Annotated in this window: 18 protein-coding genes and 3 pseudogenes; 11 read left to right on the forward strand and 10 right to left on the reverse strand. The window is 62.5% G+C overall.

Going from position 1 to position 26,362, the window contains the following annotated elements; translation table 11 throughout:
• Positions 1-2 precede the first annotated feature (2 nt).
• A complete protein-coding gene (locus FQS62_RS09445; RefSeq protein ID WP_208043646.1) occupies positions 3-1,988 on the forward strand; it encodes an ATP-binding protein in 1,986 nt (661 codons plus the stop codon).
• 82 nt (positions 1,989-2,070) lie between these two features.
• The gene (locus FQS62_RS09450; RefSeq protein ID WP_226053516.1) at positions 2,071-3,327 is read left to right on the forward strand and encodes a hypothetical protein; all 1,257 of its coding nucleotides are present in this window, start codon (positions 2,071-2,073) and stop codon (positions 3,325-3,327) included.
• 130 nt (positions 3,328-3,457) lie between these two features.
• Here the strand turns inward: FQS62_RS09450 and FQS62_RS09455 are convergent, their stop codons facing one another.
• Both FQS62_RS09455 and FQS62_RS09460 read right to left on the reverse strand, forming a co-directional pair.
• Complete coding sequence (locus FQS62_RS09455) at positions 3,458-3,814, reverse strand: hypothetical protein (RefSeq protein WP_208043648.1); 357 nt, start codon at positions 3,812-3,814, stop codon at positions 3,458-3,460.
• 553 nt (positions 3,815-4,367) lie between these two features.
• Positions 4,368-5,036, reverse strand: a pseudogene (locus FQS62_RS09460) (substrate binding domain-containing protein); the annotation flags it as partial.
• Positions 5,037-5,610: 574 nt separating this feature from the next.
• Between FQS62_RS09460 and FQS62_RS09465 the strand changes: the two are divergent.
• Both FQS62_RS09465 and FQS62_RS09470 read left to right on the forward strand, forming a co-directional pair.
• Positions 5,611-10,524 (forward strand): DEAD/DEAH box helicase, encoded by a 4,914-nt coding sequence (locus FQS62_RS09465; protein WP_208043649.1) that lies wholly within the window; start codon positions 5,611-5,613, stop codon positions 10,522-10,524.
• A gap of 29 nt (positions 10,525-10,553) precedes the next feature.
• A complete protein-coding gene (locus tag FQS62_RS09470; protein ID WP_208043650.1) occupies positions 10,554-11,555 on the forward strand; it encodes a restriction endonuclease in 1,002 nt (333 codons plus the stop codon).
• 300 nt (positions 11,556-11,855) lie between these two features.
• Here FQS62_RS09470 and FQS62_RS09475 read toward each other — a convergent pair whose 3' ends face one another.
• A complete protein-coding gene (locus FQS62_RS09475) occupies positions 11,856-12,779 on the reverse strand; it encodes a LysR family transcriptional regulator (RefSeq protein ID WP_208043651.1) in 924 nt (307 codons plus the stop codon).
• Positions 12,780-12,876: 97 nt separating this feature from the next.
• Between FQS62_RS09475 and FQS62_RS09480 the strand changes: the two genes are divergently transcribed.
• The 3 genes from FQS62_RS09480 (at position 12,877) to FQS62_RS09490 (ending at position 15,111) form a co-directional block, all read left to right on the forward strand.
• Positions 12,877-13,716, forward strand: a complete 840-nt coding sequence (locus FQS62_RS09480) for a type 1 glutamine amidotransferase domain-containing protein (protein ID WP_208043652.1) — start codon at positions 12,877-12,879, stop codon at positions 13,714-13,716.
• Between the two features lie 98 nt (positions 13,717-13,814).
• Positions 13,815-14,552 (forward strand): hypothetical protein, encoded by a 738-nt coding sequence (locus FQS62_RS09485; protein ID WP_099590142.1) that lies wholly within the window; start codon positions 13,815-13,817, stop codon positions 14,550-14,552.
• A gap of 79 nt (positions 14,553-14,631) precedes the next feature.
• Positions 14,632-15,111 (forward strand): hypothetical protein, encoded by a 480-nt coding sequence (locus FQS62_RS09490; RefSeq protein WP_226053515.1) that lies wholly within the window; start codon positions 14,632-14,634, stop codon positions 15,109-15,111.
• Between the two features lie 89 nt (positions 15,112-15,200).
• On the opposite strand, the gene FQS62_RS09495 is transcribed toward FQS62_RS09490, so the two are convergent.
• Together FQS62_RS09495 and FQS62_RS09500 are read right to left on the reverse strand one after the other, a co-directional pair.
• Complete coding sequence (locus FQS62_RS09495) at positions 15,201-18,296, reverse strand: zeta toxin family protein (RefSeq protein WP_208043653.1); 3,096 nt, start codon at positions 18,294-18,296, stop codon at positions 15,201-15,203.
• A gap of 102 nt (positions 18,297-18,398) precedes the next feature.
• Complete coding sequence (locus FQS62_RS09500; protein WP_088480422.1) at positions 18,399-18,704, reverse strand: hypothetical protein; 306 nt, start codon at positions 18,702-18,704, stop codon at positions 18,399-18,401.
• A gap of 270 nt (positions 18,705-18,974) precedes the next feature.
• Between FQS62_RS09500 and FQS62_RS09505 the strand changes: the two genes are divergently transcribed.
• The gene (locus tag FQS62_RS09505) at positions 18,975-19,757 is read left to right on the forward strand and encodes a 3-hydroxybutyrate dehydrogenase (protein ID WP_164158411.1); all 783 of its coding nucleotides are present in this window, start codon (positions 18,975-18,977) and stop codon (positions 19,755-19,757) included.
• Here FQS62_RS09505 and FQS62_RS09510 read toward each other — a convergent pair.
• Together FQS62_RS09510 and FQS62_RS09515 are read right to left on the reverse strand one after the other, a co-directional pair.
• Positions 19,754-20,518, reverse strand: a complete 765-nt coding sequence (locus FQS62_RS09510) for a COG4705 family protein (RefSeq protein WP_164158412.1) — start codon at positions 20,516-20,518, stop codon at positions 19,754-19,756. The two genes, FQS62_RS09505 and FQS62_RS09510, sit on opposite strands and share 4 nt — an antisense overlap.
• Positions 20,519-20,626: 108 nt before the next feature.
• Positions 20,627-21,004: pseudogene (locus FQS62_RS09515) on the reverse strand (DUF4180 domain-containing protein).
• Between the two features lie 146 nt (positions 21,005-21,150).
• On the opposite strand from FQS62_RS09515, the gene FQS62_RS09520 reads away from it, so the two are divergent.
• Complete coding sequence (locus FQS62_RS09520) at positions 21,151-22,437, forward strand: alpha/beta hydrolase family protein (RefSeq protein WP_208043654.1); 1,287 nt, start codon at positions 21,151-21,153, stop codon at positions 22,435-22,437.
• Between the two features lie 54 nt (positions 22,438-22,491).
• Here the strand turns inward: FQS62_RS09520 and FQS62_RS09525 are convergent, their stop codons facing one another.
• Genes FQS62_RS09525 through FQS62_RS09535 form a run of 3 tightly spaced genes read right to left on the reverse strand, consistent with a single transcriptional unit; the run spans position 22,492 to position 23,734 of the window.
• The gene (locus FQS62_RS09525; protein ID WP_208043655.1) at positions 22,492-22,950 is read right to left on the reverse strand and encodes an SRPBCC family protein; all 459 of its coding nucleotides are present in this window, start codon (positions 22,948-22,950) and stop codon (positions 22,492-22,494) included.
• Between the two features lie 2 nt (positions 22,951-22,952).
• A complete protein-coding gene (locus FQS62_RS09530) occupies positions 22,953-23,267 on the reverse strand; it encodes an ArsR/SmtB family transcription factor (protein ID WP_005416268.1) in 315 nt (104 codons plus the stop codon).
• Between the two features lie 11 nt (positions 23,268-23,278).
• The gene (locus tag FQS62_RS09535) at positions 23,279-23,734 is read right to left on the reverse strand and encodes an SRPBCC family protein (RefSeq protein ID WP_208043656.1); all 456 of its coding nucleotides are present in this window, start codon (positions 23,732-23,734) and stop codon (positions 23,279-23,281) included.
• Between the two features lie 163 nt (positions 23,735-23,897).
• Here FQS62_RS09535 and FQS62_RS09540 point away from each other — a divergent pair, with 163 nt between their 5' ends.
• The gene (locus tag FQS62_RS09540) at positions 23,898-24,422 is read left to right on the forward strand and encodes a GNAT family N-acetyltransferase (protein ID WP_208043657.1); all 525 of its coding nucleotides are present in this window, start codon (positions 23,898-23,900) and stop codon (positions 24,420-24,422) included.
• A gap of 141 nt (positions 24,423-24,563) precedes the next feature.
• Positions 24,564-26,332, forward strand: a pseudogene (locus FQS62_RS09545) (oleate hydratase).
• Positions 26,333-26,362: the final 30 nt, after the last annotated feature.

The raw sequence follows: 26,362 nt of genomic DNA on the forward strand, positions 1-26,362 counted from the left end.
CCATGTCCACGCTTGGAAGCTTGATGCAGACCTCGGCAACGCAAGGCAATCCGATCGATGCTTTGCGAAGCTTTCTTGAGACCGAGGCAAATAATGAAGCTGCAAAGCTAGTAGGCAAAATGCGCTTTGTGGGGTACGTACTTGAGTTGGGCTTTGACTCCGCAAAGATCATCACCAGCGACCCTTACAAGCTGGCGGTCGGAGGCATTCCGCGAGGTTCGTTTCTGATCATGACGCCGGTGAATGCTGCCGCGGCACCAGCGCATTTCACCCTCCTTCGCGTCACGGGCGTATCGCCCACACCCCTTAGTAGTCAGGTTCAGCAGACGTATTTCGAACTGCATAAGAAATCTATGCCTGAACTGGACGTGTGGACGCAAAGCGAATTGCAGTGGGGTGCGCTGGACTGCGACGTGCTGGGCATGTTCTATGCCGATCCCGCTGCGATGCAGCGGCTAGCCTATTCGGGTGATGTGAATAATGTGGTGAGCGCCCATCGCTACAAGGTTTTCTCCCCTGACGATGCGCTGTTGAAGCTGATTGTCAATGGCATGGTCAAGCCAGAGAGCCAGATCGAGATCGGCGCGCTAAGGACGATGGAGTGCGGCCTGTCCAGCGCAAGCACCAGCCGCATCCCTGTTTCAATCTCGATGCGAGATTTCAAGGGCTGCCGGACTGCGATGTTCGGAAAGACCCGGCTTGGTAAATCCAATGTGGTCAAGCTCATTGCTAAGGGCATGCTTGATGCAACGGCAGAAGATAAGTCGGTTGGTCAGCTGATCTTCGATGTGAACGGGGAGTATGCCAACGACAATCCGCAGGATGGGAACAAATCCATTCGCTCGGCTAATGCAGATCGATGTGAGGTTTATGCTCTGACTATCCGCCCGGAGACGCCATCCAAGCCGTTGCGACTGAACTTCTACGAGCAGACCGACTCCGCTATCCAAATTCTTGGCTCGATGCTGGAGCAGGATAACAATACGGCGCACTACGTTAAGAGTTTTACCAGTGCGACACTGCCCTCCATTGAAGGGATCAAGTCGCTCCCTGAAGAAGATAAGGTTCGGCCGATCCGGAAAATCCAGATGTTCTGGGCAATCCTGAGCAAGGCGGGCTTTGATATTGACGAGAAGCGGCTACGAGCACTTGGACTGGTATCTCGTGTCGCCAAACACTTTGATCCGCATTTTAGCGTGGATCTCCGGTCGGCAGCCTATTCGGCTACCGGTGCAGGAACGCCTCCCTCATCGATCGATTCCATTGACCTTCTCAAGACGGAGCTTGAGGTAATTGCTCAATTTCGTCGTGACAATCCGTCCGATCCGGTGCTTACGTCTAAGAAGTCGAAGAAGGCCACGTTCGATCCAGACGACATTGCGTTGCTGGACTTTCTAAGTCCTGCAGCAGGGCGTACAGGTCCAAGTATGCTGCGAGCCTACAAGAATTTTCACTCTCCGCATGCTGGCGACTTTATTAATGAGATCCTAGTCCTACTGGACAACGGGCTTACGGTTATCCTCGACCTCGGCAATGCGACAGATGAAATCCGGCGCTATTTTGCTGACATGCTGTCCAAGGCTGTATTCGCGCACCAGGAGCGCAAGTTTGTCAGCAATACCTTGGATGGGCGTTTTGTGCAGCTGTACTTCGAGGAGGCCCATAATCTGTTTCCTCCGGATGCGCGAGACCTAACAGGCGTCTATGCTCGTTTTGCCAAGGAGGGTGCGAAGTTCCACATTGGCATGGTGTATTCGACCCAGTCACCCTCCACGATCAACAAGGACCTGTTGGCTCAGACAGAGAACTTCTTTGTCGGCCATCTCTCCAGTCAAGATGAGGCGCGTGCGTTGGGTCGGGTGCAGATCGCCTTTGAAGGCATCGAGCAGGATATCCTTAGGTCGAAGACCCCAGGGTATATGCGTATGCTGACGATGTCGCACCGGTTCGTCATTCCTGTGCAGGCAAACAAGTTCGAGGCGATCTGACATGCCTTACAGTGGCGGGACAAGGTTGCCCTTCGAGTCGGCCTCCAAGTTGGGCCATCTAGCGGTGGTTCAGAGCACGTGGGTGAAGGAGCTGGTCAGGGATTTCGAGCAAGCGAAAGCACCAGCAACGGATAACTCTGGTACTTTATGGCAGACCATCGACACTCAGGGTGTACTGCCCCTGCGCAGCGTCTGGGCAGTGGATGGCTCCTTCGTTGCGGTGCGATCAGAAGGGAAACCTCCCAAGGAAGTCGCGTTCGTCAAGACCGCGCTTCTGCTGGTCGATCGAGTCAAGATTGATGCGATCGACAAGGAGAATCCGCACCCGCTTCTGCTGCAGGATGTTCTCAGGGGCAGTGCGATCTATCATTCCACCGTGTTTCCGCTCAAGAACGTGCGCACCACGCTGGGAAGCAACTACGACGCTGTCCGTCACATTGTCCGAGACTCGTTCAAAATCGATCAGGGTGGGGCGTTCTTCGACACTCTCAAGTGGCTGGTCTACAAAAAGTGGTCCGATGGCACTTCGTCGTCCCCTTCCTTCGAATGCCCGCATTGCCACACCTTGATCGGTGGCTTGCCTCACGATGCCGACGAGGGTACTTGCGATCATTGTAAGCAGGTCGTCTTTGTGTCGGACCTGATCGGCTTCCATCTCGACATGGATGAGGACAGTGCGCCCGACTCGGTCGCATCGTCCTACATGCTCGTCATGGAGCATCTGATGCTTTTCACCGCCATTCGGGTCGCATGGGGGCATACCGACAAGTCGTTGGTCGGCGAGACTCTATTTATAAAGGACGGCCCGCTATCGCTCCGTAGCCAGTACTCCAAGCTCGTCCCCAACATCCGCGAGTTCCTCTCCTTCGCCGTGAAGCAAGGCAGGGCTGTGCACATCATCGGACAGGAAAAGAGCGGTGCCTTCGTCGATCACTTGCAGTCAATCGTGCACTTCGCTGCTCCGCACGAGCGGGGAGAGCGGGGTAGCTATGCCGCGTTGGATCACAATTATGTTCGTCGCGAGGTCTATCGCTCGCCAGATTTGTCTAATCCCTATGGTAAACGTACCAATTGGGGGGAGAAGCTATTCCTCAAGTTGGACCCGGGAATGTCCATGGTCCTGAATGTTCCAACGGGAGATTACATTGATGCTGGAGACCGACCGGTCCCTCAGGACTTGATCGGGCTAAAGCGAATCTTGGCTACTCTGCCATCGATAGTCAGCCATAAATTTGAGGGGGCACTTTTCCCCGTTGAGCTCGCCAATGGCATCGCGTCTATGTCGAGCTACCCGTCAGCTGCAATCCTGGCGAAATTTTTGGAAGACCAGTCACCCTAATCACGAGAGGTGCCTGGCGATAGATTTGAAAAGAGTGTTGCAGGCGCTGCAGTTGTTGCCTAGTCGTCCCGGTGCAGCGGCGCTGGTCTCAGCATCCGATATCTATGTGGCCTAGGGTGATCGGTTAAGATCACCCCGGCCTTACCTCATGGCAAGCCCACTCAACCAGCCCCCGGCAAGCCAGAAACAACCCGTCCACAACCCCCTCATCCAAATGCCGCTCCGGCTCCGCTGCCACCCGGCAGCGGTCAGCCGCGTGCAGCACCTCCAGCACCGTTAGCGCCCCCACCATTGCGCGTTCGCTCTTCGCCAGGCTTACGCGGCGGCCGGGTGATACATCGTTCTCCGGCCAGGGCAGCCCATCGGCTCCTTCACCCGCACGAATGCGGGTGAGGATGCCGAGCAGGGAGTTCAAGTCGGGCAGGGGCGTGTCGTCGTTGATGGGCTCAACAACGGTGTACGAGGAAAAGGTGTCGGACTTTTTCATGGCGTCGGCTTCCGTGGCTGTACTTAACAGTGCCACCGTGAAAAGGTGGCGGACGATGCGTGGCTGCAAACCGGGATGAGATAGCACCATAGACCGGTGGGCCCGAAGGCCCCCACGCACCGCCCGCCATACAGGCCGACGGATTGCCCGCCGGCACCGCTTGGGGACGGTGCCGACGGACAAGCGCAAACTACAGGTGCATCTCTCATCACGGGTTTGCAGACCCGCTGCCACCTTTTTTGGTGGCGCGCCATGTTGTTTACGCAGTCGCTCCGAATACCAATTGAAATTCGCGAAGAGATCGCAGAATTCGAGAGCGGAAATCTATTGTGGCACGCACTATTCGTGCCGTAGGCCTCATGATCCGACGCATTCGCGCACACGCGTTGCTAATCGCGAACAAGAGCGTCGCAATCGCCCGCACCTTCAGGGGATAGCGAGACAGCCGCCTTTACAACAATTCGTATTCCGAACCGGGCCGCAGCACCGCGCGATCAGTCAGGCCGGCCGAAAAGCGGTCCAAAGCCGACACGGCGGGAAAGCAGCGGAACCCTCATCCCACGCCGTCCTCAACCACCGCCGCATTCCCCACCAGCAACTCAATCATCGCCCGCGCCGCCGCCGACTGCCGCCGATGCGGCGCATAGATCACCGAGAATGGCCGCGACCGCCCCCGCAGCTGCGGCAACACTTCCACCAGCTCCCCACGCAACAACCGCTCGCGCACGATGAACGCATAGCTCTGGCAGATGCCAATGCCTTGTTCGGCCAGCGGCACTACGCCCAGCACATCGTCGGAGGTCTCGATGGACGAACGCGGCAGCCAATCCACATCCCGCCCGCCATCCCGAAACACCCACGGCGCCAGACGCCCGGTGCGCGGCATCACAAACGGCAGGCACAGGTGCTGCTGCAGGTCGTCCAGCGTCTGCGGCGTACCCCGGCGCTGCAGGTACTGCGGCGACGCCACCAGCACCAAAGGCGCATCCTCCAGCTTCCGCCCCACCAGCCCGCTGTCCGGCAGCTGGCCCAGGCGGATGGCCAGGTCGAAGCCTTCGGCCACCAGGTCCACGTTGCGGTTGGTGATGTTCAGTTCCACCTGCACCTGCGGGTACTGCTGCGCAAAGCGCGCCAGCACGGGCGGCAGCCGGTAGTGGCCATAGGTGGTGGGCACGCTCAGGCGCACGCGGCCGGCCAGCGCACCGTCCTGGGCCAGTACCTCGACGCGTGATGCGGACAATGGAGGAGCAACGCCTGCACCGGCATAGATTCGAGAGCCAGGTACACGCCACGCGGGTGATCGCTGACTGGATCGCCTTCTACAACCAACTGGGTGCGTCGGAGCTTCCGCCAGGAGCGGGCGCTGTACAGGCTCTTCATCACCCAGTACGCCGCCCGTGACGAAGCTCAACGTGAGGGATTCGCCAAGAGGAGACTTGCCTACTGGGTATTCACCGACGAAGAGAACGAGCGGATTCCGAACTTCTACACCCCCCGTCAATGATCTTGTCGACAGGCTGGAGTCCGCCCGGGTCATCCGGTAGCTGACGGCGTCTAGGGGCGAGTGCGAAGTCCTTCCGCCGACCCCGCAGGCTGGTTCCCGCGGGTCTACGTGGATCCGGGCAATAATTCCGGCTGCCGATCGTCCCCGCTAGTCGCCCTTTGAGCCGGTGGCCCCTACAATCAAGGGCTGGACGGGGCATGCGATGCCTAGCATGTCATTGATTTCAGAAGGCGTTGGAGTCTTGTCGCGTCCATTTCTTCCTTCGATTTTCCGCTTTTCAGGATCCGGATTCGTGACCGCACTTGAGACCCTACTCGACACCCTCCGCCAGAGCTCGATGACCGAGCGCGAAAAGGGCACCTATTTCGAGGACCTGATTCTCGCCTACCTGCGCAACGAGGCCACCTATAAGGACCTCTATCGCCAGGTGTGGACCTGGGCCGAATGGGCGCCCACGCACGGCTTCAGCGCCAAGGACGACGGCATCGACCTGGTCGCCGAGGAAGTCGGCACCGGCGCCATCCACGCCATCCAGTGCAAGTTCTACGACCCCGATTACCGGCTGCAGAAGAAGGACATCGACAGCTTCTTCACCGCCTCGGGCCGCAAGCCCTTCGCCCACCGCGTCATCGTCAGCAGCACCGATCACTGGAGCGACAACGCCGAGAACGCGCTGATCGACCAACAGCCGCCTGTCAGCAAGATCACCCTGCATGACCTGGAAGCCAGCCAGATCGACTGGGCGAAATTCCAGCCGAAGGCCGCCGTCGCGCTGAAGCCGAAGAAATCGCTGCGCCCGCACCAGGAATCCGCGCTCAAGGCTGTCACCGCCGGCCTGGCGGATGCCGACCGCGGCAAGCTGATCATGGCCTGTGGCACAGGCAAGACCTTCACCAGTCTCAGGATTGCCGAAAGCCTAGCCGGCAAAGGCAGGCGCGTGCTGTTCTTGGTGCCTAGCCTGTCGCTGCTGCAGCAGACCCTGACCGAATGGACCCAGGAAAGCGCCATCCCGCTGCATAGCTTTGCCGTGTGCTCGGACAGCGACGTGGGCAAAAAGAAGGGCCGCAAGCAGGACGACGCCATCCAGACCCTGGCCCACGAACTGCGTTACCCGGCCACCACCGATGCCCGCGCATTGGCCAAGGGCGTGGCCGCGCGCAGCGACGGCGACCACATGACCGTGGTGTTCAGCACCTACCACTCCATCGCCGTCATCCACGAGGCCCAGCAGCAGGGCCTGGCCGAGTTCGACCTGATCGTCTGCGACGAGGCCCACCGCACCACTGGCGCCACCTTTGAAGGCGATGACGAATCCGCCTTCGTGCGCGTGCACGACGCAGGGTACATCCGCGCGGCCAAGCGCCTGTACATGACCGCCACCCCGCGCATCTACGGCAACGAGGCCAAGGCCGTCGCCGAGCGCGACAACGTGGCTCTGTACTCGATGGACAACGAGGCCTGGTACGGCAAGCAGTTGTTCGTCATCACCTTCTCGGAAGCCGTTAAGCGTGGCCTGCTGGTCGACTACAAGGTCATCGTGCTGGCAGTCGAGGAAAGCCACATCAATCGCCGCCTCCAGACTCTGCTGAAGGACGAGAACAACAGCCTGCGAGTGGACGATGCCGCCAAGATCGTTGGCTGCTGGAAGGCGCTGGCCAAGCTCGGCATTCACGAGGGTGCCGGCGAAAGCGCCGAACCGATGAAGCGCGCGGTCGCGTTCTGCCAGGTCATCGAGCCCAGCCGGGGTGGCAAGACCCACAAGGTCAGCTCGAAGGAAATCGCCGACATGTTCAAGGCGGTCGTGGACGCCTACCAGGACGCCGAGGACATCGAGGACGCCGCGCGCATGACCTGCGAGGCAAAGCACGTCGACGGCAGCATGAACGCCGGCGAGAAGGAAGCGAAGCTCGACTGGCTCAAGGCAGCCACGCCGCCCGACACTTGCCGCGTGCTCAGTAACGTGCGCTGCCTGTCCGAAGGCGTGGACGTGCCGTCGCTGGACGCCGTGCTGTTCCTGACGCCGCGCAATTCGCAGGTGGACGTGGTGCAGTCGGTCGGCCGGGTGATGCGCAACGCCCCGGGCAAGCAGCGCGGCTACGTGGTGCTGCCGGTGGTGATTCCCGCCGGCATCGAGCCGCACGAGGCGCTGAACGACAACCGCACCTATGCCGTGGTCTGGCAGGTGCTGCAGGCGCTGCGCAGCCATGACGACCGCTTCGACGCGATGGTCAACAAGCTCGACCTGGTCGGCCCGGACCGCAGCCGGATGGAAGTCGTCGCCGTCGCGGAAACCGTGCAGCGCAAGACCGCGCGGCTGGTGGACGGCAATGCCCGCAAGGCGGCCAATGCCAAGGGCAAGCACAGTATCGGTGAAGCCCAGCCTGGCTACGAAGCCGAAGTGCAAAGCGAATTCGAGTTCGAGATCGGCGAAGTCGAGCGCGCCCTGTACGCCAAGGTGGTGGAGAAGTGCGGCAACCGCCACCACTGGGAAGACTGGGCTAACGACATCGCGAAGATCGCCCAGACTCACATCGACCGGATCAAGGCCCTGCTGGAGGACGAGACGCAGGCCAAGGCCCGCGACGCCTTCAGCGCCTTTGCAAGCGAACTGCGCGACGACCTCAACGACAAGGTCTCCGATGCCGAGATCATCGAGATGCTGGCCCAGCACCTGATCACCAGGCCGGTGTTCGACGCGCTGTTCGCCGACTACAGCTTCGCCAGCCACAACCCCATGTCCAAGGCCATGCAGGCAGTGCTCGACGTGCTCGACGAACTGCACCTGGAGAAGGAGGCCGACACCCTGCAGGAATTCTACGATAGCGTGAAGCTACGGGCAGAAGGCATCGACAGCGCCACCGGCAAGCAAAAGATCGTGGTCGAGCTGTACGACAAGTTCTTCCGCAACGCCTTCCCGAAGATGACCGAGCGCCTGGGCATCGTCTACACCCCGGTGGAAGTGGTCGACTTCATCCTGCACAGCGTCGACCACCTGCTGCAGCAGGAGTTCGGGCAGACCCTCGGCAGCAAGGGCGTGCACATCCTCGACCCCTTCACCGGCACCGGTACCTTCATCACCCGCCTGCTGCAGTCGGGCCTGATCAAGCCTGAGGAACTGGCGCACAAGTACCGGCACGAGATCCACGCCAATGAGCTCGTGCTGCTGGCCTACTACATCGCCGCGATCAATATCGAGGCGACGTATCACGAGCTGGCCGGCGGCGATTACGCGCCGTTCGAAGGCATCCTGCTCACCGACACCTTTCAGATGTACGAGAAGGACGATCTCGTCGATGCGTTGCTGGTGGACAACAGCAAGCGGCGCAGGCGGCAGAAGGCGCTGGATATCCGTGTGATTGTGGGGAATCCGCCGTACTCGGCGGGGCAAGCCAGTGCGAACGACAACAATGCGAACGTTGGTTACCCTTCGCTGGATGCGCGCATCCGCGAAACCTACGCGGCACGCTCGGACGCCACGCTGAAGAACGCGCTGTACGACAGCTACATCCGCGCGATCCGCTGGGCATCTGATCGCATCGGTAATGCCGGCATTATCGGTTTCGTCACCAATGCCGGGTTTGTGGAAGCCAACACCGCCGATGGCTTGCGCCAGAGCCTGGCCGAGGAATACTCGGACATTTACGTGTTCCACCTGCGTGGCAACCAGCGCACCAGCGGCGAAACTTCGCGCAAGGAAGGCGGCAAGATCTTCGGCAGCGGCAGCCGCGCGCCCATCGCCATCTCGCTGTTGGTCAAGAATCCGCAGGCCACCGAGCATGGCCGCATCTTCTTCCACGACATCGGCGATTACCTGAGCCGTGAGGAAAAGCTGGCCAAGATCGAAGTCTATGGCAGCGTGGGCGGCATTCCCAAACAGGACTGGCAGCGCATCATCCCGGATACGCATGGCGACTGGCTGAAGCAGCGTGATGACAGCTTTGGGAGATTCATCGCACTTGGAGACAAAAAAGGAAATGATCCTGCCGTGTTCGATAGTTTCTCGAACGGCGTCAAAACCAACCGTGACGCGTGGGTCTACAACTTTTCCCGTGGAAAGTTGGCATCTACTGTTACTGAAATGATCGACTACTACAACGGCGAGGTTGTTCGCTACACGTCCGCCTGCGAGGGAATTCCAAAAAATCTCTGGCCGGACGTTGAAGGATTTTTGGATTTCGATTCAACTTCCATTAGTTGGACCAGAGAAGTGAAACAGGATCTTGGCCGGAAAAATGAAAGGCATTATCGACCAGAAGGAATTGTTTGCGCACTCTACCGGCCGTTCTCAAAGAACTGGCTGTACTTCGATCGCCACTTCAACAACTGCGTCTACCAGATGCCGCGTATCTTTCCGGATGCAAGTTCGGAAAATTTGGTGATTCAGATCACGGGAGTCGGTTCGGATCGAGTGAGCGCAATCGTTTCTGATGTCGTCACCGACTTGCAGGTTCAGTTTAACGGTCAAAACTTCCCGCTGTATCTCTACGACGAAGCCACCCAGCAATCCGATGATGGCCTGTTCGTCGGCAAGGTCGGCGACGGCCCGCGCCGCCGTGACGCCATCACCGATGCCGGCCTGGCCCACTTCCAGGCCGCCTATCCGGGCGAAGCAATCAGCAAGCAGGACCTGTTCTATTACATCTACGGCATCTTGCATTCGCCCAATTACCGAGAACGTTATGCCGACAACCTGAGCAAGGAGCTGCCGCGTATCCCGCGCGTGCGCACTGCCGCCGATTTCCGGCATTTTAGTCAAGCCGGCCGCGACCTCGCCGCGCTGCACCTGAACTACGAGACGGCGGGCAAGTATCCGCTGACCATCGAAGCCAAGGGCAAGCTGACCGACGCCGACTACCGCGTCGAGAAGATGAAGTTCGGAAAGAAGAAAGACCCGGACACCGGCAAGTCGGTCAATGACCGCAGCACCGTGATCTACAACAGCAAGATCACCCTCACCGGCATCCCCGAAGCCGCCTGGGACTACGTGGTCAACGGCAAGGCCGCCCTGGACTGGGTGATGGAACGCCAAGCCGTGCGCGTGGACAAGGCCAGCGGCATCGTCAACGACGCCAACGACTGGGCCATCGAGACCATGCACGATCCGAAGTACCCGCTGGAACTGTTCCAGCGCGTGGTCACCGTCAGCCTCGAAACCCAGAAGATCGTCGCTGCGTTGCCACCGCTGAATATCCGTGAAGACGGCTGACTCCCACATGCAGACACGAGGCCATCCAGATGAATGAAGTGGTGTGGGGCATCCATGCAGGCCGCACCGGCGATGCCGATGCCTTGTTCCTCAAACAAGGCTGCATTGCCATTGGCTGGGATGCCATGGGCGACTTGTCGCGGCTGGCAGCCGACCGCGACGCCTTTCGGCATTGCTATGTGCAGGCCTACCCGGAGGCGAAGAAAGGCGGCATTGCCACCGTTTCGGGTATTCCCTACCGGTTCCTGCACGAGATGAAGGCCGGCGACCTGTTGGTGTACCCCTCCAAGCAGGACAAACAAGTGCACATTGGCCGCGTCACTGGCCCGTACCAGTACGTGGCCGATGCCATCCAAGGCTATCCGCACCGCCGCAGCGTGCAATGGCTGAGCCACGTGCCACGCCTGCAGTTCACCCAAGGCGCGCTGTACGAAATCGGCTCGGCGCTCAGCCTGTTCCAGGTCAAAAGCTATGCCGACGAATTCCGCGCGGCGGTGGGCGGCAAGTCCCCACCTGCGTTGCCGGTGGACCAGGACCATTCGGTGGGCCTGGTCACCGATGATATGGAAGACACCACCCGCGACTTCGTGCTCAAACGCTTGGCGCAAGAATTGAAGGGCTTGCCGCTGGAGGATTTCGTGGTGCACCTGCTGCAATGCATGGGCTACCACGCGCGCAAGACCCGGGTGAACGAACCCAGCGTGGACGTGATTGCCCACAAGGACCACCTGGGCATCGAGCCGCCCATCATCAAGGTGCAGGTCAAGAGCAGCCCCAACACAGTGACCGACAAGGACGTGTCGGCCCTGTACGGCAAGCTGTCCCATGGCGAGTACGGGCTGTTTGTGACCTTGGGTAGCTATAGTCCGGCCTGCCGCAGTTTTGAGCAGGGCAAAGGCAACCTGCGCCTGATCGACGGCGATGAACTGGTGGACTTGGTCTTCGCCCACTACGAGCAGTTCGATGCGCGATACAAGGGCCTGCTGCCGTTGCGCCGCATCTATGTGCCGCAGGTACTGGAGGCGGACTAACGGGGCATGGGAGCGAATCACCCATTCCCGCAAGAGGCTGGCGAAGGAATCGCGGAATTCGAGAGCGAAGAACTATTGTTGCACGCACCATTCGTGCAACACGCGACACCGCGAGACGCATTCGCGCAGTGGCTCTGTTGATTGCGAATAGAAGTGGCTTAATCGCCCATGCCATAAGCGAATAGCGCGACCCCCTTCTTTGCAACAACTCCTAAGTCGCAGCAGATCGCAACAGCGCTCCATCAGCCGCACAGCCAGAAAACCGGTTCAAACACGACACCGCCAGCAAGCATCGCAGCCTCAATCACCCCCATCCCCAACCCCAGCCGCATTCCCCACCAGCAACTCAATCATCGCCCGCGCCGCCGCCGACTGCCGCCGATGCGGCGCATAGATCACCGAGAACGGCCGCGACCGCCCGCGCAGCTGCGGCAGCACCTCCACCAGCTCCCCACGCTGCAGCCGCTCGCGCACGATGAACGCATAGCTCTGGCAGATGCCGATGCCCTGTTCGGCCAGCGACACCACGCCCAGCACATCGTCGGAGGTCTCGATGGACGAACGCGGCAGCCAGTCCACGTCGCGCCCATCGTCGCGGAAGATCCATGGCGCCAGCCGCCCAGTACGAGGCATCACAAACGGAAGGCACAGGTGCTGCTGCAGATCGTCCAGCATCTGCGGCGTACCCCGGCGCTGCAGGTACTCCGGCGCTGCCACCAGCAGCAGTGGCGCGTCTTCCAGCTTGCGTGCCACCAGCCCGCTGTCCGGCAGCTGGCCCAGGCGGATGGCCAGGTCGAAACCCTCTGCCACCAGATCCACGTTGCGGTTGGTGATGTTCAGTTCCACCTGCACCTGCGGGTACTGCTGCGCAAAGCGCGCCAGCACGGGCGGCAGCCGGTAGTGGCCATAGGTGGTGGGCACGCTCAGTCGCACGCGGCCGGCCAGCGCGCCGTCCTGGCCCTGCACGTCGCGCTCGGCGTCGTCCAGCAGGCCGAAGGCGGTGCGCACCTGTTCCCGGTAGAGCCGCCCGGCGTCGGTCAGGCCCACGCGGCGGGTGGTCCGCTGCAGCAGCTGGCGGCCCAGCCGCGCTTCCAGACGGGTGACCGCGCGGCTCAGCACCGAGGGCGTGGTGGACAGCGCCACCGCGCCGGCCGTGAACGAGCCGTGCTCGACCACCGCCAGGAACACCTCCACATCGCCCAGGTAGTCGAACTTGCGGCTCATTTGGCTCTCCGGCGAACAGATGTTTTGCAATCGGGCCAATTTATCGCCGCTGGAGCGATGAATAAAGTGGCGGCCATTCCCCGATTAGGAGCTCCCCATGAACCTGATGACCCGGCTAGCCGCCGCGCTGGCCCTGACCCTGGCCGCCAGCGGCGCGCATGCCGCCAACGTGCTGGTGGTGCTGTCCGACGAAAACCACTTGGACCTGAAGGACGGCAAGGTGCTGTCCACCGGCTTCTATCTCAACGAGCTGATGCAGCCGGTCAAGCTGCTGCTGGATGCGGGCCACGAGGTGACCTTCGCCACGCCGCAGGGGCGGGCGCCGACGATGGATGCGTCCTCGGTGACGCCGGCGTACTTCGGCAACGATGCCGCGCAGCTGACGCTGCACAAGGACCTGCTGGAGAAGCTGGCGCTGACCTCGCCGACGGCATCGCCGGTGGTGAGCCTGGCGCGCGTCGAGCAGCAGGGCTATGCGCGTTTTGATGCGGTCTACATTCCCGGTGGCCACGCGCCGATGCAGGACCTGCTGAAGAGCCCGGCGCTGGGCCGGTTGCTGGCCGACTTCCACCAGCGCAACAAGACCACCGCGCTGGTCTGCCACGGGCCGATCGCGCTGCTGTCCACGCTGCCGGATGCCGCTGGGTTCGTGGCGAAGCTGGAGGCGGGTGCGATGCCGGCCACGCCGAAGTGGATCTACAGCGGCTACCAGATGACGGTGATCAGCAACCAGGAAGAGGAGCAGGCCAAGCCGCTGCTGGGTGGTGGCGAGATGAAGTTCTACCCGCAGACGGCGTTGCAGCGAGCGGGTGCGACGTTCAGTAGCAACACCACGCCGTGGACGGGGCATGTGGTGGTGGACCGCGAGCTGATTACCGGGCAGAACCCGGCATCGGCGCTGGAGGTGGGGCAGCGGTTGGTGGAGCGGTTGAAGTAAGCCGGGTTCTCCATCGCATGCGGTGCCGTGGCACCATGGCGGACTGGCCTCATCCTTATCGGCGAGGCCGGTTTTCCAAGGAAGCCATTCAACACGACATGCGAACGTCCATCCGCTTCATTCTCTCCGCGCTGTGCCTTGGCCTGCTGTCTGGTTGCGCCAGCGGGCCGGACTACTACCATTCCAATCGCGAGATTACCGGCGCGTTCGTGGCCGACGACGGCAAGCTGTACCTGCTGCCGGTCTATGACGAACCGATGCGCTTTGATGCGGCGCCGTTCCGTGATTACCGCGCCCTGATGGACAGCCCGTTGCGCGAGGCCGTGGTCTGCGCGCAGCTGTACTTCCGTGAGGACTGGCGCGTGCCGGCCGACAGGACCAAGGTGCATGGCAGCTACGCGCTGCTGCTGCGGCCGGAGCAGGTGACGCCCGAACAGGCGGCGCAGTTCAAGCTGGAGCGGTTGGAGATCAGCCCGCGGGTGGCCAAGGCCACCGCTGCGTTGACGCGCCAGCCGTACATCCTTGAAGCCCGGACCCGCTACGAGCTGGCGGCCAACCCGGACTGCAACCTTTCCAGGCAGGGTGGCAGCTACTACAGCGCGCTGTTCGAGAGTGACGGCGAGCGAGTGAAGTTGCCGGATGCCGCTGCGCTGGCCACGAAGGCAAAGCTGCCGCAGTCGATCACCGCGCGGGCTGAGCGGATCCGACCGGACGATACGGACAAGCCGGGTGTTGGCACGGCGGCCGGGAAGGTGCTGGGCGCGGCGTTGGTGCCGGTGGCGGTTCCGGTATTTGTGTTGAGCCTGCCGTTTTTGGGGCCGGATCATTGGAAGTGATGGGGCGTTGAGGGAGAGTCATCCACGCATGGCGTGGATCTACTTGGGCATCGCCTGAAAGTTCATCCTGGAGATCTGTGTGCCCACCACGCTGGAAACTGTTTTGAAGACCGTAGGCTTTGTTGTCCTTGCGGCACTTCCGTTGGTGATTCTCTGGTTCACCCTTCGGCGAATGTCAGCGACTGCCCGCTCTTCCGTAAAAACGGGGCTGCGTTTGGATGCCCCGCGCCGGATTTCCGGCACGTCCATGACCTTGGTGATGGCGGATGGCAAAGAGGATCGCGAGCACTACTTCTTTGATACAGAATCCTTCTTCCTGCGGCGGGGCCCGGTGCCCACGGCAGTTCCGCTTTCGCAGATCACCTCAGTCACTCGAACGTCCGACGTCATCTATGCGCGCTATGTCTGGCAGGTGTGCTTCAGCAAAGCGTCGGGCAGAAAGTGCGTGACGTTCACCAACAACCTGACGCTGTTCAACCGCGACTTCCTGCTCTTTCTGGAGGCGGTGCGGAAGGCAAACCCGCTCGCGACCGTTGAGCGAGCGAGTCTGTTCTTCTGATTGTGCGGCGATATCAGTGGCGCCGATTGGCAAACAGAGGGGCCAGGAGGGCGGGTTGTTGCGAATGATCTCGCACGTGTCTTGCCCACTCAGCCCATGCTGGCGGCGCGGGCCTGAATATCGTGCTGCACGCGCTGATCTTCCAGCTGCTGCTCAAGTTGGTTGGCGATGGCACGTTGATGCGCTTCGCGGCTGACGGCGTCGAACTGCTGCATGGATTCTTCGACCGAGGTCTGTGCGGCCAGTTCAGTCGGCATCGCGGCGCGCTGGTGTGCGGGGTCGCTGGGCTCGCCCTGGACTACGAACAGGGTGTGACCGGCGGGTTTGTCTGCCGTGGCATTGCTCAGCAGTACGTGGTCGACGCGGTCCAGGTCGTTGTCCTTTGCCAGCACCAGCAGGCTGGCAGTCATGCGCTCGCTGGCTTCGTCGAACGTGCGGCCGTGCTTTGCATCCAACGTGGCTACGCCTTCGCGCACCTGTTGGTAGAGGGCGTGATCGGGATGCTCAGGCTGGGTAGGCAGCAGGGGGGCGGGTGGCGCTTTGAGTTCGCACTGGGCCGTTGCGCTTGATGGTGGTGCTGCCTCTGTTTCGACGGGTGGTGGCGTGTAAGGAGGCTCGTGCTCCGAGACCTTGGGCGCGGCGTCTGTTATCAGCGGGGGCACAGCGGGCTCGGCTGCTGCGAGGGGGGGTGGAACGTCTGGCTCAAGCTGGACTGGCGCTGGTGTTGCTTCGGCTTCGTGGAGACGAGCAGTAACAGCCACTTCGGTCTGAATCGACGGGGTCGGGGAGTGGGTGTGAGTTGCAACGGGCTCCTGCGCAGGAGCGGGGTGCCCGACATCCGACGTAGATGATGCACTCACTTCTGGCTGTGCGGGAGATCGCTCAGCGGAGGGAATGCCGCGTGACGGCACAGGGGCTGCCGGCATCGGGTGCGCAGGAGGATTTGCCTCGGTATGCGCTTGCCGCTCGCTTGACTCATCCGGTGCAGGTTGCGTTGCAGCGGCCGCGATCGGCTCCCGTCGTGGTCCTTCGCGGCGAGCCGGTTCCTGCACGGATTCCACACGATCCGAAGGCGTCGGCGCTGCAGGCGCAGGAGCGCGATGCTCCTGTACCAAGGGTGATGTGTTGGGCGACAGTGCAGCGCGTTCAGCGCTGTGCGCATCGATCACGGCTTGTGGCGTCAGCCGTTCTTCGGCGTGCTCGCCGCGAACCTCAGCCACGGCAGCGGCGGCAACCTGCTGCGCTTGCGGTGCAGCGACACCCAGTCGATTGGCTTCCTGCATGGCCTGGTCGCGGGCTTCGCGCTCGTTGACGGTCAGTGCCTCGATACTGCGTCCGTGGGCGCCGGGTACGGGCGCCTCCATCTGTTGGATGGCGCGGATCTGCGAGTAGGTTCCGTTCAACTCGTCGCGGATGTTGCCCTCGGCCAGCGAATCGTAGATCCAGCCGTCATGCAGCCATTCGCCGTCGCCCTGTTGCTGATAGGTGCGTCCATCGGATGCCAGTACGTGATCGGGATGGTCTTGGGCCCAGATCACTTCATCCGGAATCGGTCCGTACTGGGACCAGCCTTGTGCGGTGTAGGCCTGCTCGTACTGCTTGGCAAAGGCCGCCGAGCTGCGGGCGGCGTTGAAGGCCATGATGCCCTGTGCGGCTTCGTCAAGCTGGGCGGACTTGACGGCGTCGGCCACTTCGACCGTGGTGTTCTTGACGCCGTGCTCGAGGACCTGATGGACGACCTCGCGCCGCCATTCGCCGGTTTCCGGATTGCGCTCCCAGGGGCGTGGCAGTGCGCTGGGTGTATCGCTGGCATCGCCGGCAATGCTGAAGGGATTGATCGGTTGATCCGGCGCGGACAGCCGCAGCCCGACGGCCCGGCTTGAGGCCTGGTAGTTCAGTTGCTGGGTCAATTCGGCGTCGGCCGTGAGCAGTGTAGTCGCGCCGTAGATAGGGCGATCGGCCAGGGTGCCGACGGTGCCTATGATCTCCCGCTCGCCGTGCGTCCAGCCCTTTTCGGGATGCGCCGGGTCAAACGTCCAGACCCTGCCGGTGCCGTCGGCCTGGTTGTTGATCTGGTATTTCTCGATCCAATCGATGATCTCACTGCCACCCCAGGCGCCTAAACCGCCACCAATGATGCCGGTGACAATGGCGCCAGGGCCGGACTCGATGCCCAGCAGCGTACCGACCTTGGCGCCCACTGCCGCGCCGGTCCAACCGCCGACGCTGCGTGCTCCGAGGTCCAGCAGCGCGGCTTCCGCGCCCGTCCGGTTGTCGCGCGCGTACAGGTCGGCAATCTTTGTTCCTTCCGTCGCGGCTTCAACGACCGTCGCTGCGGCGCCACCGATGACGGCGCCCCGCACCATGTTTGGACGCACGCGGATGGTGTGGTCGATGACGCGTGCTTCCTGGATGTTGGGTGTAATGCCTTCAACAACCTTGAGCGTTGCGCGCTCATCGAAAACGGCTGCCGTTGTTGGTGGACTGACCTTGTCGTTGAGGGGCAGGGTGTCCCCAAGCTCGGCGTGCCAGCGGCCTTGTGCGCGCCAGCCATCGCGCAATGATTGGGTGATTCGAGGGTCTTTCAGCCGAGCTTCGCGTTCGGCTTCCAGCGCTGCGCCCGGTAGGCGGGTATCGCTATGGCTGTCGTAGACCTGAGCACCTTCGCGTCCGTAGAGCCGAATCTGGATGCCGGTCTCGGCCTGGACCTTGTCCAGATTGCCGGGCAGGGCATCGTAAACGTGTTTGCGCACGTCTTCGGGGACGTAGCGGCCGAAGCCTCTGCTATCCAGAGAGTTGGAAAAGCGGGCGTCCACGCCAAGTTCACTTTCCAACCGATGCGCCACGACGCCTCGAATCTCTACGTCGTAGCCGTTGGCTTGAAGGTCCTTGATCAATGAGACCGCGCTATCACCATTGCCAAGCGTGGTGTCGAGGATGAGATTCCTACGCCCCTCTACTGCTGTCGAACGCAGCTCCTTGGCCCATTGGCTGGCGTCTTCATGTGTATGGCCGGCCCATGTGTACGGGTGCTGCTGGCGCAGGAGTCGAGCATCAGGGTGAGCGCCGCGAAGCTCGTCAGGATCGACCTTTACAACATCATCGGAAAGCTCAATCTCAACAGCTTTGACCAGTCCACCTTTACCCGCGCCGGGTTGTCCCGCCAGAACGATGGCTCGAGGCATCGGCTGGCTTGTGACTTGGTCCAAACGAGATTCCGGAAGGATGACATCCTTGAGGCGGGCAGCATGTTCCTCTGGACTTAATCGCGGATGCGGGGTATCCACTTAGGGCTGTTCTCCCGATGCCTTGAAATACTCGTACAGTTCATGGAGGCCTTTCATTCCGCCGTTGCCGGAGCGCGCTCGGAACATCAGTTTGAATTTCTCGTCAGCCGCTGCAATGGATTGCGCATTACCGGATGCCTGAGCTGCAGTCAGCTCACCCTGAGCATCATCGATGAATCCGTCGAGGCAATCCTCCAGCTTCCACACTGCATCCTCAAATGGCGGTAGGGACTTCATGGGCCTGTTGGTCACCGAGTTAAGTGCTTCCTGCAGGCTCTTGATGTGCTCTGGGTAGTCTCTGAGCATTTCTCGGAGCTTCGCTGGTACGGGAGGATGGGATTGAGGCATGGCCGATACCTATTCAGCGATTTGACACGTTTCCATGAGTATCTGTGCTTGCAGTCGCGAGTTCAATGGCACCCATAGCCAGCAGTTTGCGACATTGATCGGTGGGTGGCCTGCCTCCCTGATCCGGGAGCGGGATCTTGGGGCAAGAAGCGTTGAGGGAAAGTCATCCACGCGCGGCCTTGATTCACGGAGCTACACTCGTAGTCAACGCCCGACGGAAGCTCGCCCATGTTCAGTGGAAAGGTTGCAGTAGTCACCGGCTCCACCAGTGGTATCGGTCTTGGCATTGCCACCGCGCTGGCGCGGCAAGGTGCCGATATCGTGCTGAACGGCTTCGGCGATGCGGCGGAGATCGAACGCATCCGTTCCAAACTGGAAGCCGAGTTCGGCGTGCGCGTGGCGCATGACGGCGCCGATCTTTCCCGTGGCGAGGCAGTGCGCGGGATGATTGAGCATGCCGTCGCGACGATGGGGCGCATCGACATCCTGGTGAACAACGCGGGCATCCAGCACACCGCGTCGATCGAGGAATTTCCGATCGAGAAGTGGGATGCGATCCTGGCGCTGAATCTGTCGGCGGTGTTCCATGCCACGGCAGCGGCCTTGCCCCACATGAAGCGGCAGGGCGCCGGCCGCATCATCAACATTGCGTCGGTGCACGGGCTGGTCGGGTCAGTGAACAAGTCGGCCTATGTGGCAGCCAAGCATGGCGTGATCGGGTTCACCAAGGTGACCGCGCTGGAGAATGCGGGCACCGGCATTACCGCCAATGCGATCTGCCCGGGCTGGGTGCGGACGGCGCTGGTCGAGCAGCAGATCACCGCGTTGGCCGAGCGCGAAGGCACGGATCAGGAGACCGCCGCGCGTGCGCTGCTGGCTGAAAAACAGCCTTCGTTGCAGTTCGTGACGCCCGAGCAGCTGGGTGAGATGGTGGTGTTCCTGGCCTCGGACGCGGCGGCCCAGATTACCGGTACGGCGCTGCCGGTGGATGGGGGCTGGACGGCGCGCTAGCTGGCTGGCTGCGCCTTGCGCTGCAGCATCGGCAGCGCCACCAACGTGGCGAGGAGGGTGAACAGCACCAGCGACGAGCCGACCGTGCCGAAGCCCAGGCCGCCGTTTTCCAGCGGCTTGGTGAGCAGGTCGCCGAAGGTGGCGCCGAACGGGCGGGTGAGCACGAAGGCGATCCAGAACAGGATGACCCGGTTGATGCCCTTGATGCGGCTGGCCAGTGCGGTGAGCGCGATGAGGCTGCCGATCAGCAGTGCGCCGCCGGTGAAGCCCAGCCCGGAATCGTCGGCGAGGAAGTCGCCCAGTGCGGTGCCGAGCGTGTTGGAGAACAGCACGGCGGTCCAGTAGAAGCCTTCGGCGCGGCGCGATGCGATGTTGCTGACCGAGATCGACTTCTCCGACATGCGCCATGCCAGCAACACCAGCGCCAAGCAGCCAGCCAGCAGGCTGGCGCCGGTGGCGTAGCCCAGGCCGAGCGTGCGGTCGATCAGGTCCGACAGGGTGGTGCCGGCGGTGCTGGTGGCCAGCACCACCGACCAGAACAGCGCCGGGTGGAAGCGCCGTGCCGACAGCTGCATGCCCAGCAGGCCGGCGAAGATCGCCAGCAGGATGGCCGAGCTGGCCACGTAGCCCAGGTTGAGCGTCATCGACAGCAGGTCGCCGGCGGTCTCGCCGAGCGTGGTGGCGGCGATCTTCATCACCCAGAAGCCAAGGGTGACCGCCGCCACTTTGCTGTGCAGGGACTCTGCGTCTGAAGCACTCATCGAACGTCGCCAAGGATGCCTGTGGGCGATGCTGTGGTGGCGGGCGTCGGAGCGGGGTCGGAACCGGGTCTGGCGAGGGTGAGCGTGCGGGCGGCCTGCGGGCGGCGTTCAGCCGCCGCTGACGGGGGCCGGCAGGCGTGCCAGCAGGGCGTCCCAGTCGGCCACGAAGCAGCCGTTGTGCCCGCGGTTGCATTCGGTGATCCACGCGTCGAGCGACTCGCTCTGCGCGCGGTAGTCGCTGACGTCGCCCAGTACGGCGAAGCGCAGGCGTTAGTTCACCAGCATCTGCAGCCACTGCCCGGCCATGCCGGAGCGCAGCTCGAAGAAGTCTGCCGAAAGGCGCTGCACCGGAATGGCGATCCACTCGGCCTGGTGCCCGAGGGCATCGTCGACCAGGTCGCGCAGGGCGTTGCCATCCAGCTGGGGGCCTGTATCGGCGCTGCGCAGGATGCGGGTGCTGCCGATCTGTTCGAGATGGGTGTGCATGGTGCGCTCTGAAGTCCGTATCGTCCGCCCAGTATGGCCGTCGAAGGGGAGCGACGGCGAGCGGTTGCAACATGAATCTGGCGAGTGGACGCGCTAGGCTGCGCCCGGCGCCTGCGCAACGCAGGTTTACTGCAACGGGGAAGGGCATGGCAGGGTGGAAGAATCGTTCGTTGTTGATGGCGGTGCTGGTGTGCTCGGGTCTGCCGGCTGCAGCCGCCGAGCTGTGCACGGCCAGCGCCTACGGTGACGGGCAGGGCAGCATCGTGGTGCTGGGCGCACCCGCTGCGGCACCGGCCACGGGGCAGCGCTATCTGATGCTGGACGGGCGACGTGGCGCCACCGGCGATGCCAACGCACCGGTGAGCTGCAGCGGCGATGTGGTCAGCTTCAGGTCGCCTGCGGGGGCTACGCAGCGCTGGCAGCGACTGCCGACCCGCGATACCGAGGCAACGTTCATCAGTGCGGGAACCAGGCTGGTTGGGCAGTTGATCGAGCCGGCCGGCCCGGCCGACCCGGCGCGGCCGCTGGTGGTGCTGGTGCACGGCTCGGAACGCACGATGGCGGTGGCGGCGATCTACCAGCGGATGCTGGTGGCGCAGGGAATTTCAGTGTTCGCCTACCAGAAGCGTGGCACCGGCGACTCGGAAGGTGAGTACACGCAGAACTTCGAGCTGCTGGCTGACGACGCGGCGGCGGCACTGGCGAAGGCGCGCGCGCTGGCAGCGGGGCGTTTCGGCCGGGCCGGCTACTTCGGTGGCAGCCAGGGCGGGTGGATCGCACCGTTGGCGGCGACGCGCTCGCAGGCGGATTTCGTGGCGATCGGTTTCGGGCTGGTGGTGTCGCCCATCGAGGAGGACCGCGAGCAGTTGTTCGATGAGGCACAGCGCATGCAGCTGGATGCGGCGGCGTTGGTGCAGGTCAGACAGCTTTCAGGAGCGACCGCGCAGTTGATGCGCACGCATTTCAATGAAGGGTTCGAGGCGCTGGCGAAGGTGCGTACGCAGATCGGCGCCGCACCGTGGGCAAGGACGATCAGTGGCGAATACAGCGGTGACATGCTGCGCATGAGCGACGCGGACCTGCGCCGGATCGGTCGCGCGCGCTTCGACAACCTGGAGCTGATCTGGGACTACGACGCCGAGGCCGCGCTGCGCCGCCTGAAGGTACCGTTGCTGTGGGTGCTGGCCGAGCAGGACCGCGCCGCGCCGATTGCCGCCACGCGTTCGATCCTGTCGCGCCTGCGCGCGTCGGGGCAGCCGATCGAGACCTACCTGTTCCCGGACACCGACCACGGCATGGTCGAGTTCCGCATCGATGCCGAGGGCAATCGCGTGTCTACGCGGATCACCGACGGCTATCTGCGCCTGCTGGCCGATTGGATCAAGCAGGATGTGCATGGCAGTTATGGGCGGTCGCGCAGATTGAGTGATTGACCGGATAGGGAGCGCTGGCGGCGGATGGCGCTCCGCCGCCGATTGCGGCACGACTCAGTTTGGCTTCGCAAACACATCCAATCCCTTGCCGGTTTCCAGCAGCGACTTCAGGCTCGACAGCACGATCGGCCAGCCCTGGCGGATGCCGGTATCCATGCCGCTGCCCGGCTCCAGTTCCTCATGGGTAACCGTCAGCCGCACCATGTCCTGGTAGGGCACGATCTCGAAGGTGACCCGGCTGTAGGCAGCGGGGTTGTCGGCCTGCGAGGCGGCGGCCCAGGTGATGACCAGCCGCGAGGGCGGGGTGCTTTCCACCACTTCGCCGACCAGCTCGACCGAGCGCGTTTCGTTGGCGCGCACGTGCTGCCAGCGCGAGCCGGGCTTCCAGTCCGAGACGTTCTCGTGGCCCCAGTAGCGACTGGCGATCTCGGGGCGGGTGATGGCCTCGAACACCTTCTGTGGCGTGGACGCGATATAGATCACGTGGATGAAGCGGGTTGACTCTGCGGACATCGTCATTCTCCTTCCAGTTCTCGTTTCAGGTCATGCAGCAGGCTCAGACGCTGCTGCTCGAACTTGCGTACCCAGCGCTCGTAGACTTCATGCAGCGGCACCGGGTTGATGAAGTGCAGCTTTTCGCGACCACGACGCACGGTGCTGATCAGGTTGGCGTCTTCCAGCAGGCCCAGGTGCTGGGTGACCGATTGCCGGGCCATGTCCAGGTGTTCGCACAGCTGGCCCAGGGTCTGGCCGTTGTCTTCGCAGAGCAGGTCCAGCAGCGTTCTGCGCGTGGGGTCGGCCAGGGCCTTGAACACCTTGTCTGCATTCATGCGGGGCGTCTTCAGTTCCAGTTGTCGATCCTGACGTCGTGCGGGTTGGGTTGGCCCTGGCCGGTTTCCAGCAGCGCTTTGAGGCTCATCAGGAACACCGCCCACTTGGTGCTGCAGTGGGAGGTGAACTCGACGCGTTCCTTCCAGCCTTCGTGGGTGAACAGCACGATGCAGTAGTCGCCTTCCTGTTTGAGTTTGAAGCGCACATGGGTGCCGATCCATTCGGCGGGGCCAGCCAGGAACTTCCAGAGCACCAGCTCGCCAGGAATGAGCTGTTCCAGCTTCATTTCCATGGCGCCGATCTCCTGGCCGTTGTTCGTGAAACGCGCCTTGACCGTGCCGCCGGTCTCGCGATCGCCATGGGTGTCGTCGGCCCACCAGGCGGCGACGCCTTCGGGGGTGGCCAGGGCTTGATACACCAGGCTTGCAGGGGCCTTGATGCCGACCCGATGTGCGATATCCACCATTGCAGGTTCCTCGCGTGGGCGGGCAGACGCCGCCGTCGAGTGGACTATATGCAGGTAAATACCTGCATGTCAAATCCGGCCCACGGACGTCTGGCCCTGGTAGTGCCGGCCGCTGGCCGGCATCCTCGGCGCAGCCGATTGATGCGTTGGAAGGAGTGCGTGCATGACTGAAGCTGGAAAGGACACCTTGTCCATCCGCCGCGCCAGCGTGGCCGATGCCCCTGCGGTGCTGAGGCTCTTCGACGAGGTGATCGAATGGTTCGTGTCGATCGGTAATCTGCAGCAGTGGGGCAGCCAGCCGTGGTCGACGGTGCCGCGTCGGATCACCCAGGTGACTGATGCCTGCGCGCTGCCCGGCGCGTGGGTGGCGCAGGACGCACTGGGTGAGGTGCGTGCGTTCCTGGCGCTGGGTGAGGCGATGCCCTATGTACCGGCGCCCGATGGGCCAGAGCTGTACGTACGCGTGCTGGTGGCTTCGCGCGATAGCCGCGTACGTGGCATCGGCCGCCACTTGATGGCGTTTGCCGATGAGCAGGCGCGCGCTGCCGGACTCGACCATCTACGCGTGGACTGCTACGGCGGTGGCAATGGGGATCTGGTGCGCTTCTATGAGTCCTGTGGCTACACACGCATCGCACCGTACAACGTGGACGGTTGGCCGGGCATGCTGCTGGGCCGGCAGCTCTGACGCGGCTGCGTCATTCGGTCGCAGCGTGTGTGCAGGAAACGGTACATCGGTTCGGCGCTAGAGTAGGGCCATGACCTGCACGGGATGGCTGTGTCATCCCGCTGCGGGTTCCTGATGACCCCCTCCAGGAAGGAGTAGCGCATGTACTACAGCAGTGGCAACTACGAAGCCTTCGCGCGCCCGCGCAAGCCCGCCGGTGTCGATGACAAGCGCGCATGGTTCGTCGGTTCGGGTCTGGCCTCGCTGGCTGGCGCCGCGTTCCTGGTGCGTGATGGGCGCATGGCCGGCGAGCGCATCACCATTCTTGAACAGCAGCAGATTCCCGGCGGCGCGCTGGATGGCCTGAAGGTGCCGGAAAAAGGCTTTGTGATCCGCGCGGCCGCGAGATGGAAGATCATTTCGAGTGCCTGTGGGACCTGTTTCGCTCGATTCCATCGCTGGAGATTGAAGATGCCAGCGTGCTGGACGAGTTCTACTGGTTGAACAAGGACGACCCGAACTATTCGCTGCAGCGCGCCACCATCAATCGCGGCGAAGATGCACACACCGATGGGTTGTTTACCCTGAGCGAACAGGCACAGAAGGACATCATCGCGCTGTTCCTGGCCACCCGGCAGGAGATGGAGAACAAGCGCATCAACGAAGTGCTGGGCCGCGACTTCCTGGACAGCAATTTCTGGCTGTACTGGCGCACCATGTTCGCGTTCGAGGAATGGCATTCAGCGCTGGAGATGAAGCTGTACCTGCATCGCTTCATCCACCACATCGGCGGCCTGCCGGATTTCTCGGCGTTGAAGTTCACCAGGTACAACCAGTACGAATCGCTGGTGCTGCCGTTGGTGAAATGGTTGCAGGAGCAGGGCGTGGTGTTCCAGTACGGCACCAAAGTGACCGACGTCGACTTCGATCTGCAGCCGGACCGCAAGCAGGCGACGCGCATCCATTGGATGCATGACGGTGTAGCCGGTGGCGTGGATCTCGGCAAGGATGATCTGCTGTTCATGACCATCGGTTCGCTGACCGAGAATTCGGACAACGGCGATCACCACACCGCAGCGCGCCTGAACGAAGGCCCGGCGCCTGCCTGGGACCTGTGGCGACGCATTGCCGCGAAGGATGCGGCGTTCGGCCGCCCGGATGTGTTCGGCGCGCACATCCCGGAAACCAAGTGGGAATCGGCAACGGTGACCACGCTGGATGCGCGCATTCCGGCTTACATCCAGAAGATTGCCAAGCGCGACCCGTTCAGTGGCAAGGTAGTGACCGGCGGCATCGTCAGCGTGCGTGACTCGCGCTGGCTGATGAGCTGGACGGTGAACCGCCAGCCGCATTTCAAGAACCAGCCCAAGGACCAGATCGTAGTCTGGGTGTACTCGCTGTTTGTGGATACGCCCGGCGACTACGTGAAGAAGCCGATGCAGGACTGCACCGGCGAGGAGATCACCCGCGAATGGCTGTATCACCTGGGCGTGCCGGTGGAAGAGATCGATGAGCTGGCCGCGACCGGCGCGAAGACAGTGCCGGTGATGATGCCGTACATCACGGCGTTCTTCATGCCACGCCAGGCAGGTGACCGCCCGGACGTGGTGCCGGAAGGTGCGGTGAACTTCGCCTTCATCGGTCAGTTCGCTGAATCGAAACAGCGCGACTGCATCTTCACTACCGAGTACTCGGTGCGCACGCCGATGGAGGCGGTGTACACCTTGCTGGGGATCGAGCGTGGCGTGCCGGAGGTGTTCAATTCCACGTATGACGTGCGCTCGCTGCTGGCCGCGACCGGACGCCTGCGTGATGGCAAGGAACTGGACATTCCCGGGCCAGCGTTCCTGCGCAACCTGCTGATGAACAAGCTGGACAAGACCCAGATCGGCGGGCTGCTTCGCGAGTTCAAGCTGGTGCAGGAGGACTGAGCGGGGCGCGGGTAGCGCCGGGCCATGCCC

This window comes from Stenotrophomonas sp. SBJS02 (genome assembly GCF_020428325.2).
In the GTDB taxonomy this organism is placed as follows: domain Bacteria; phylum Pseudomonadota; class Gammaproteobacteria; order Xanthomonadales; family Xanthomonadaceae; genus Stenotrophomonas; species Stenotrophomonas africana.